The sequence below is a fragment of the Streptomyces parvulus genome, assembly GCF_014648855.1.
GTDB lineage: Bacteria > Actinomycetota > Actinomycetes > Streptomycetales > Streptomycetaceae > Streptomyces > Streptomyces parvulus.
The window spans coordinates 24,572-33,190 of sequence record NZ_BMRX01000023.1; the positions used below are offsets into that span (position 1 = coordinate 24,572).

General features: G+C 73.7%; 10 protein-coding genes. 1 reads left to right on the plus strand and 9 read right to left on the minus strand.

Annotated elements, in window-relative coordinates:
- Nucleotides 1-3 precede the first annotated feature (3 nt).
- Both IE108_RS32705 and IE108_RS32710 read right to left on the minus strand, forming a co-directional pair.
- Nucleotides 4-1,044, minus strand: coding sequence for a BtrH N-terminal domain-containing protein (locus IE108_RS32705; RefSeq protein WP_064732136.1), 1,041 nt, complete (start codon nucleotides 1,042-1,044; stop codon nucleotides 4-6).
- A complete protein-coding gene (locus IE108_RS32710) occupies nucleotides 1,041-1,640 on the minus strand; it encodes a beta-sandwich domain-containing protein (RefSeq protein ID WP_064732137.1) in 600 nt (199 codons plus the stop codon). Before IE108_RS32710 ends, IE108_RS32705 begins: the two co-directional genes overlap by 4 nt.
- Between IE108_RS32710 and IE108_RS32715 the strand changes: the two genes are divergently transcribed.
- Nucleotides 1,632-2,468: a GNAT family N-acetyltransferase gene (locus IE108_RS32715; RefSeq protein ID WP_079163882.1), complete on the plus strand. Its 837-nt coding sequence runs from the start codon at nucleotides 1,632-1,634 to the stop codon at nucleotides 2,466-2,468. The two genes, IE108_RS32710 and IE108_RS32715, sit on opposite strands and share 9 nt — an antisense overlap.
- A 5-nt stretch (nucleotides 2,469-2,473) precedes the next feature.
- On the opposite strand, the gene IE108_RS32720 is transcribed toward IE108_RS32715, so the two are convergent.
- From IE108_RS32720 to IE108_RS32750, 7 genes are read right to left on the minus strand one after another with little or no spacing between them, the layout of a single operon-like run.
- Nucleotides 2,474-3,469, minus strand: coding sequence for a transketolase family protein (locus IE108_RS32720; RefSeq protein WP_226487540.1), 996 nt, complete (start codon nucleotides 3,467-3,469; stop codon nucleotides 2,474-2,476).
- Nucleotides 3,466-4,302, minus strand: coding sequence for a transketolase (locus IE108_RS32725; RefSeq protein ID WP_064732139.1), 837 nt, complete (start codon nucleotides 4,300-4,302; stop codon nucleotides 3,466-3,468). The genes IE108_RS32720 and IE108_RS32725 overlap by 4 nt, the downstream gene beginning before the upstream one ends.
- Nucleotides 4,299-5,627 (minus strand): DegT/DnrJ/EryC1/StrS family aminotransferase, encoded by a 1,329-nt coding sequence (locus IE108_RS32730; RefSeq protein WP_229852625.1) that lies wholly within the window; start codon nucleotides 5,625-5,627, stop codon nucleotides 4,299-4,301. The genes IE108_RS32725 and IE108_RS32730 overlap by 4 nt, the downstream gene beginning before the upstream one ends.
- The gene (locus IE108_RS32735) at nucleotides 5,624-5,905 is read right to left on the minus strand and encodes a hypothetical protein (RefSeq protein ID WP_064732141.1); all 282 of its coding nucleotides are present in this window, start codon (nucleotides 5,903-5,905) and stop codon (nucleotides 5,624-5,626) included. Before IE108_RS32735 ends, IE108_RS32730 begins: the two co-directional genes overlap by 4 nt.
- 4 nt (nucleotides 5,906-5,909) lie before the next feature.
- The gene (locus IE108_RS32740; protein WP_064732142.1) at nucleotides 5,910-6,761 is read right to left on the minus strand and encodes a RimK family alpha-L-glutamate ligase; all 852 of its coding nucleotides are present in this window, start codon (nucleotides 6,759-6,761) and stop codon (nucleotides 5,910-5,912) included.
- A complete protein-coding gene (locus tag IE108_RS32745) occupies nucleotides 6,758-7,861 on the minus strand; it encodes a M20/M25/M40 family metallo-hydrolase (protein WP_064732143.1) in 1,104 nt (367 codons plus the stop codon). Before IE108_RS32745 ends, IE108_RS32740 begins: the two co-directional genes overlap by 4 nt.
- On the minus strand, nucleotides 7,851-8,591 hold the full coding sequence (locus tag IE108_RS32750) for a 2OG-Fe dioxygenase family protein (RefSeq protein WP_064732144.1): 741 nt from the start codon (nucleotides 8,589-8,591) through the stop codon (nucleotides 7,851-7,853). The genes IE108_RS32745 and IE108_RS32750 overlap by 11 nt, the downstream gene beginning before the upstream one ends.
- Between the last annotated feature and the right edge of the window lie 28 nt (nucleotides 8,592-8,619).

Here is an 8,619-nt window from a genome sequence, read left to right on the forward strand (position 1 = left end):
GCCCTAGCCGGCCCGCGCGAGGAGATCCATGGCCCGGTCCTGGTCGGTCAGCAGCGCCACCGCCCGGTGCTCCAGGTCTCCGGCCGCGGCCGCGGTGTCGGTGCGGGCGTTGGCGACGATGATCCGCACCGCGCTCCAGTGGTGGGCGACCCGCTCCACGAGGCGGGAGGCCTCCCGCAGGGCGGGCCGGGCGAAGGTGTGGCCCGCGGTGGCCAGCCAGTCCGCGTGCACGCCGGTCTCGGCAAGAACCGTGCCCGCCACGACGAAGGTCTCGTCCACGACCTCGGGGTCGTCGCCCGCGCGCATCCGCGCCGCCGCCGCGTCGAGGAAACGTGCCAGGCCCCGCCGCCCGCCGAACAGCCCCGCACCGTCGTCGGCGTATCCGTCCGGCAGGGTGCGGTCGGCCTCCAGCGCGGCCAGGTTGGCGGTGATCACCGTGCGTACGTGGTCGAGGTCCCAGGGCGGCAGGTCCGGGCCGACGGAGAGCTCCAGCCATCGGCCGTCGATGGGGTTGCGGGTGAAGAACAGGTCCCGGTCGTGGTCCTCGGGGTTGTCCGACGCGCGTGCCGCGGCGAACTCGGCGCCGGTGATGGCGCCTTGGAAGCGCGGCGGCACGGGGTCGGCGAGGAGCACCTCGTCCCGTTCGTCGTCGAAGCCGTACACGGTCAGCAGGTGGTTGGTGTGCACGTCCCGGTAGGCCGGACGGAAGGGCAGATGGTAGTTGTCGACTGCGGCGGCGACCGCGCGGCCGTCCCGAACCGCGTCGCGCACCTGCGTCCAGGCGGCGTCGGGGTCCGGTGGGCGGTGCCAGCGTGAGGACACCGGATGGTGCGGAGCCATGGCCCCGAGGAGGGACCGGGCGCCGAAGGGAACGTAGTACTCCTCGCGCCGCAGGTCGCCCGAGCGGTATCCGAAGCCCCAGGCGGCGCCGAGCACGTGGAGGGGATCGGCGCCGTGGCCGGCGAGGAGCACCCCCATCGTGGCGTGCAGGCAGTGGCCGAGGTCGTGGCGCCAGGGCCGGATGTTCCGCAGCTCGACTCTCATGCCTGCTCCTCCACCAGGGTCAGTGCGAACAGGTGCATCGCGGGGTTGTGGGGAAGGACGAGCGCACTCAGGCCGTCGGGGACCGCGACCGGTACCCGCTGGTGCCAGACCGACGGGCTCATCGTGCGCTGCTCGTGTCGCGGGTAGAGCATCGCGCTGGTCCGGAAGGCGAGGCGCTCGCCGAACCGCGGGCCGGTCTGGGGCCAGAAGTCCGACAACCGCAGCCACTGGCGGCGGACCCCGCCGTCGGCGTACTCGAGGAGCACGCTGTCCTCGGTGCGGCGCTCGGCGGCGCCGAGGACGTGGATCCAGTCGGCTCGGGCGGCGGGCAGCGGGATCCGCTGCCCGCGGCACCGCAGGTGGTCCGGCCGTTCACCGTCGGCCGGCGGAAACCGGAAGGGCACCCGGTCGTGCTCGATGAGCGTGCCGCAGGGCAGCTCCTCGGCCGGAAAGGCATTGCCCCAGATGTTGAACGCACCACGACCCGTGCGGCTGTGCGGCTCGACGCCGACGCTGTCGAGGAAGTCCTCGATCGCGACCGGGTGGGCCGCCGCGGCCGCTGACCGGACGAGAGTGGGACTGACGTGATGGAGCACAGGAACCTCCTTGGAACCCGGGACGCGATACGGACGGTGGAGGCGCGTGGGCATGGCCCCGCCCTCGCGGAGCGGACCGCGGCACTGACCCGGGCCGCCTTCTCCGCGAGCGGCCGGTGTCCGGGCCTGCCCCGCGCCGACGGCTGGGCGGAGACGGGCGGTGACGTGCTGGCCGACCTGGAGCGCGGGGCGCGGATCTGGACGGGTTTCGACCGGCACGGCGAGGCGGTCGGCTGCGTGCGCGCCCTCCCGGGTACGGACGGCACGTGGGCGGTGCGGCGACTCGCGGTCGTTCCCCGGGCCCGCGGCCGCTCGGTCGGGGGGCTGCTGATGCGGGCGCTGGAGGACGGGGCCCGCGCCGGCGGTGCGGCGCGCGTGGTCCTGGACGCGGTGGTCGAGCGCGGCAACCCGGTCTTCTACTGCCGGTTGGGTTACCGCACGACGGCCCATTTCCCCGGCCCCGACAAGCCGTTGTCCGAGGTCCGCATGGAGAGGGACCTGGCCGCGCCGGACCGGGGGCTGCCCTATCCGTGGGGCGGCGAGCCGGTCCCGCTGTGGGACGGGCCCCTGCGCGTGTGGTTCTGCGGGCCGCACGGCACGGTGGCACTGCCCTGCGTGGCCGGTCCCGACCCGCGGGCCGCCGTGGCTGCGCTGGCGGTGCGTGCCGCACGGCTGGTGGGCGCTCCGGCCCTGTTCCGCGGCGCCGACGGGCTGGCCCGTCCCGGTGGTGTGCCGGCGGACCCCCGCCCCTGCGAGGCCGTGCCCGCGTTCGCGATGCCGCGGAGCGTGGACGCAGGCGTGCTCGCCCTGTGGCGGACCGGCGGCTGAGTCCATCAGCTCGCGGTTCCGGCCAGCAGGCGGGCCTCGTCGGCGATCCGCTCCGGTGTGACGCCCGCGTGCTCCAGCAGGTCGAGTTCGCCGCCGACCCGGTCGGTGAAACGGTCGGGCACGCCGATCCTGCGCACGGGGCAGCCGCCGCGGGCCGCCACGACCTCGCAGACCGCACCGCCCAGTCCGCCGACCACGAGGTGGTCCTCGACCGTGACGATGCCCCGAGTCTCGGCCGCCGCCCGCAGCACCGCCTCCTCGTCCAGCGGTTTGATCGTGTGCATGTTGAGCACACGGGCGGATATTCCCTCGGCGGCCAGCGCCTCGGCGGCGCGCAGCGCCATCAGCACCGGGTACGGGCCGGTGGCGACCAGGGTGACGTCGTCGCCGTCCGCGAGGGTCAGGGCCCGGCCGATCCTGAAGTCGCAGGGCTGCCGGTGCACCAGGGGCGTCCGGCTGCGGCCCAGCCGGAGGAAGACCGGGCCGGGATGGCCGGCGGACGCGAGCAGCGCCTGCTCCGCCTCCACGGCGTCGGCCGGCACCAGCACGGTGAGGTTGGGCATCAGCCGCATGATCCCGAGGTCGTCCGCCGCGTGGTGGGTGGGCCCGTAGTGGCCGGCCGACAGTCCGCCGTGGGAGACGACGATGCGTACGGGCAGGTTGTTGCCCGCCACGTCGACCTTGACCTGCTCGCAGGCCCGGGTCGCGGCGAAGCCGCTCAGCGTGTGCACGAACGGCACGAGACCGGCCGCCGCCATGCCCGCGGCCATGCCCATCAGGTTGGCTTCGGCGATGCCCACGTTGACGTACTGCTCCGGCAGGTCCGCGAAGAGGTTCTCCAGTCCGCCGACGTCGGAGTCCACGCACATGATCCGCGGGTCCGTGCGGGCGAGGTCGAGCAGGGCGCGCCGGCAGATGTCCCGGCTGGGGCCCGCGTAGCGCTCCTCCCACGCGAGCTCTTCGTCGGCGGTCGCCTCCTGCGCAATCGTCAGCTCGGTCACTGGTCTCGCTCCCTGCGGTTGCGGAGTCCCGCCAACGCGCGCACGTGGAGCTTCGGCGTCAACTGGACGTAGTGGCTCTTCTTGCGGTCCTCGAGCATGGGCACGCCGCGGCCCTTGACCGTGCGGGCCAGCACGACCGTCGGCCGTCCCCCGGTGTCCGGCAGGGCGGTGAAGGTCGCGAGCAGCGCGCTCAGGTCGTGTCCGTCCACCTCACGCACGGCCCAGCCGAAGGCGCGCCAGCGGTCGGCGAGCGGTTCCAGCGACAGGCACTCCTCCGTGGTACCGCTGATCTGCCATCCGTTGCGGTCGACAACGGCGACCAGGTTGTCCAGGCCGTGGTGGGCCGCGCCCATCGCGGCCTCCCAGACCGAGCCCTCCTGCAGCTCTCCGTCACCGAGCAGCGCGAACGCCCGAGAGGGGCGGCCGAGCCGACGGGCGGCGAGCGCGGCGCCCGCGGCCAGCGAGAGGCCGTGACCCAGGGAGCCGGTGGGGAACTCCACGCCTTCGACGCGGCGCAGCGGATGTCCCGCGAGCCGGCTTCCCGGCTTGGCGTAGTCGGCGCACTCCTCGGACGGGATGAACCCGTGCTCCGCGAGCACGGCGTACAGTGCGGCGCTCGCGTGCCCCTTGCTGAGCACGAACCAGTCGCGGTCGGGCCAGTCGGGGCGGTCGGGCCGTACGCGCAGCACCGCACCGTAGAGCACGGTCAGCAGGTCGGCGGCGGAGAGGCTGCCGCCGAGGTGGGCGCCGTTCTCGCCGGCTCCCATCTCCAGCACCCGCTCTCGCACGCGGTGGGCCCGTTCGGCGAGCACGCCGATGTCGGTGCCGGTCATCGCACGGCCTCCGACGGGGCCGGGCTCATCGCGCGGGCGAGCGCCGCCACCTGGTCGAGGTGCGCCCAGACCTTCTCGAACGCCGCGGCGCAGTCCTGGAGCACCGGGCCGGCGGCCGGGTTGAGATGCCAGCGCTGGAGGGTCAGGGAGTCCTCGATGACGGCCAGGGTGTTCGGGTGCTCCTCGCCCGGCCCGTAGTCGCCGGGCCGCAGCCTCCACGGGTAGCCGCCGAAGCCCTCGCGGCTCACGAGGGCCTTCTGCTGGGGCAGCGGGACCGGCTGGTACTGCTGGAGGGGTACGCCCTCGGCGCGCATCACCCGTTCGACGGCGGCGCGGACCGCGCCCGGGGTGGCACCCTCGATGCCCATGCCCTCGGCACAGAAGCGGAAGCGGAGGATGTGCCAGGCGTGCGTGCGGTCGTCCGGGCAGTACGGGACCCGGAGGCCGGGCAGTGCCCCGAGCCGGTCGAGCAGGGCCCTGACGTTGCGGTCGCGTGCCTGGTGGTACTCCTCCAGGCGGCCGAGCTGGCAGCGGGTGAAGGCGGCCTGGACGGCGCTGAGTTTGGCGTTGCCCGCGAGTTCGTGGGAGATGTAGTCGCGCTTGCCGCGTCCTTCGAGGTCCTCGCCGAACTGGCGGTGGCGCAGCAGTCGCGCGTACAGGTCGGGGTCGTCCGTGGTGACCAGGCCGCCCTCGCCGCAGGTCGGCAGGTTCTTGACGACGTTGAGGCTGAAGGCGGCGACGTCTCCGAGCGCGCCGGTCCGCCTCCCGCGGTACTCGGCGGCGTGCGCCTGGGCGGCGTCCTCGATCAGCAGCAGGCCGTGCCGGTCGGCGAGTTCGCGCAGTTCCGCCATGTCGCAGGGCAGGCCGTGCAGATGGACGGCGAGGATCGCGGAGGTGCGCGGGGTGATCGCGGCGGCGGCGGCGCGCGGGTCCATGGTGTAGGTGACCGGGTCGATGTCCACGAAGACGGGGACGACGAGCCGGTGCACCGGGGCCACCGCGCTCGCGATGAACGACAGGGCGGGGACCAGGATCTCTGTTCCCGGCTCCACCCCCGCCGCGGTGAGCGCGAGTTCCAGTGCGGTGGTGCCGTTGGACACGGCGGCGCAGTGCGCGGTGCCCACCAGCGCGGCCCACTCGCGTTCGAGGAGCTGTACCTGCCCGGCGCCCGGGTTGTTGGAGGTGAACTGACCGCTGTCCAGGACTCCGACGACGGCCTGGCGTTCGGCGTCGGTGATCACCGGCCAGCCGACCCGGTCCTTGGTGACCCGGTCCTTCGGGACGGCGCGGGGTCCGCCGAACATCGCCAGCCCGTTACCGCTCATGCGGCAGCCTCCTCGATGTGGATCCACACGCCCGGACGGTCGGGCAGACGGATCGCGGTGGGGTTCTGGGGCCGGGTCAGCGGGACGCGGGCCCGGTTCACTCCCGGCGGGCAGTGGACCCATTCGGGGTCCACCGCGTCGGCGTAGTGCACCAGGACCTCGGCCCCGTCGGCGGTGCGCGCCTGGTCGGCGTCGCCGAACACCAGGGGCAGCCAGTCCTGGTGGCCGGGCGGCAGCGGCACGAGGCCGCCCCGGCACTCGATGGCGTTCTCGCGCACCGGATCACCCCACCCTGCTCAGGACGTGGTCGACGTAGCGGCCGACCAGGTCCACCCGGAGGACTTCCAGCGCACCGTGGAACTCCGGGGTGTGGTTGACCTCGTTGACGTAGTAGCCGCCCGAGCGGTCCTCCAGGACGTCGATGCCGAGGACTCCGTCGCCGATCGCCTCGGCCGTGGCGGAGAGCAGCTTCAGCAGGTCGTGGTCCGGTGTGCACACCGAAGGGACGCCGCCGCGCTTGGTGTTGGTGCGCCATTCGTCGGAGCTCTTGTAGATCGCTCCGACGGTCTCGCCGCCCATCACGTACGCCTTGATCTCGCGGCCCGGCTTGTCGATGTACTGCTGGACGTAGGTGATGCGGTTGACCGGGCCGGGCAGCGCGTCACGGTGTTCGAGGACCGCTTCGGCGGCGTCGTGGCCGTCGAGGCGGGCGGCCAGCCGGCCCCAGGAGCCGACAACGGGCTTGACGACGGCGGGGTAGCCGAAGCCGGCCAGCGCGGGGAGCGCTCCTTGCGGGGTGAGGGTCGTCATCCAGCGGGGCACGGGGAGCCCTGCCGCTTCCAGCGCGAGCGTGGTGAAGAGCTTGTCCCCGCAGGTCTCCAGGATGGAGGAGTCGTTGACCACTCGCACGCCGGCGTGCTCCAGCAGCCGGGTGGCGTAGAGGTTGCGGGTGTGCCCGATCTCGCGGGTGAGTGCGCCGCGGAAGCGGAAGTCGTGGCCGGGGCCGAAGACCGTCGTCCTGGTGTCCAGGAGCTGGTACGGGATCCGGCGGCGGTCGAGTTCGGCGAGGAGCAGTTTCTCCTCGAGTCTTATCCGGGAGGCCAGCACGGCCAGCGGGAGGTCGTCGACGCTCACGGTCGCCTCTCTTCGGGGTGGGGGCCGGCCGCTCGGGCCGGCCGGGCCAGGGAGCGCGCGATGTCCGGCAGTGCCTCGGCCAGGACGTCGATGGCGAGCAGGTACTCCGCCAGACTGATGTGCTCCTCGTCGGTGTGGTCGAGCCTGGAGTCGCCGGGGCCGTAGGCGAGGGCGGGCACGGACCAGTGGGGCGCCAGGATGTTCATGTCGGAGGTGCCGAGCTTGACCTTGACCGAGACGGCGCCGGTACGGCGGCGCACCGCGCCGGCGAAGGCGCGGACCAGGGGCGTGCCGCGCCCGGTCCTGACGGCCGGCACCTGTTCGGCGACGGTGATCTCGCCGTCCGCCCCGTGGCGGCGCACCTGGTCCAGGAAGCGGGCGGCGTCGAAGGCGCGCGGGACGCGGCAGGAGATCTCCGCGCGGGCGTGCGTCAGGCCGCCGTTCAGGGCGATGAGCGCCGGGGAGGCGTGTTCGAAGAGCGGGGCGCCCTCCGGGGCGGCGGGCAGCAGCGTGCGTACCGCCTGCCACAGGCCGCCGGCCAGCTCCACCGCGCGTTCGGCGGGGCTGCTGGTGTGGGCGGGCGGTCGGCGCACCTCGTAGTGGAAGCGCAGGACCCCCCGGTAGCCGACGACGACGGCGCCCGCTCCGCTGGGCTCGCCGATGAGCAGGGCGTCCGGTGGGTCCAGGGTGGCGGCGAGATGGTGTGCTCCGCGCGAGCGGGCCTCCTCGTCCACGGCGCCGACGACGATCAGCCGGGCGCCGGCGGTCTCGGCCGCCCGTGCCGCGGCGTGCACCATGGTGGCGAGCGGGCCCTTGGCGTCCACGGTGCCCCGCCCGAACAACAGGCCGCCCGACTCGTGGACCGGGAGGGTTCCGGGCACGGTGTCCAGATGGCCGACCATCATGATCACCGGTCCGTCGGGGTCGCCGGTCTCCCCGATCACGTTTCCGACGGCGTCGGTGCGCACGTCGTAGCCGAGCGCCTCCATCCGCGCGGCCAGGAAGGCACCCGCGGCGGCCTCCTCGCCGGACGGCGAGGGGATGTCGACGAGGCCGCGCAGCGTCCGGGTCGCGTCCGCCCGGGTGGGGTCAGCGCTCATTGATGTCGACCAGCAGCATGTCCCGTACGCCGGTGGCGCCGTCGGCGACGGTGGGCGTGACCTCGTGGGTGATCCGGGTGTCGGACACGACCAGCGAGTCGAGCCGCTCGGTGAGCGTCATCCGCGTCGGCGGCCGGCCCTCGCGATGGACCACCGACTCGCCGCCGGCGCAGTGCACCCGGCCCATCAGATGCATGCCGATGAAGTCGTGGCCGTCACGGTGCCTGCCCTCGGGGGTGGGGCTGCCCGGTGCGCCGGGCGTGGCCAGCACCCGCATCTGGTGCAGCCCCACCTCGAAGCGGGACGTCCGCGGGACGACCGCGGAAATGATGTCCAGGTCGAGGGCGATCAGTGCGGTGAGTACCGGGTCGGTCAGGGTCTCGGGCGGAATCGGGCTGAACATCCTGGCCCGACCGCCGTGCAGCGGGATGTGCTCCGCCGTCTGCTGGAAGGCTCTGTGCGGCAGGGCGGCGAACCGCCACTCCCCGGTGGCCTCGCGCGTGGCCGTCAGACGGCCGTAGCGCCGCTCGCGGACCACGCCGCCGCTGACCGCCTCGTCGCGCGGCAGGTGCTCCCAGGTGGCGGCGAGGCGTTCCAGGTCCGCCGGGGGGAACCAGCCGGCGAGTTCGGTGCCCGGAAGTGCGACGAAGTCGTCGTCCGCCAGGCAATCCCCCCACTTCCTTCCGAGTGCTTGCGCCCGGCGCGTCCGGGCCAGGGTTGCAACCGACATCCTTCCCACCTTCTCTGTGCGCTGTTGG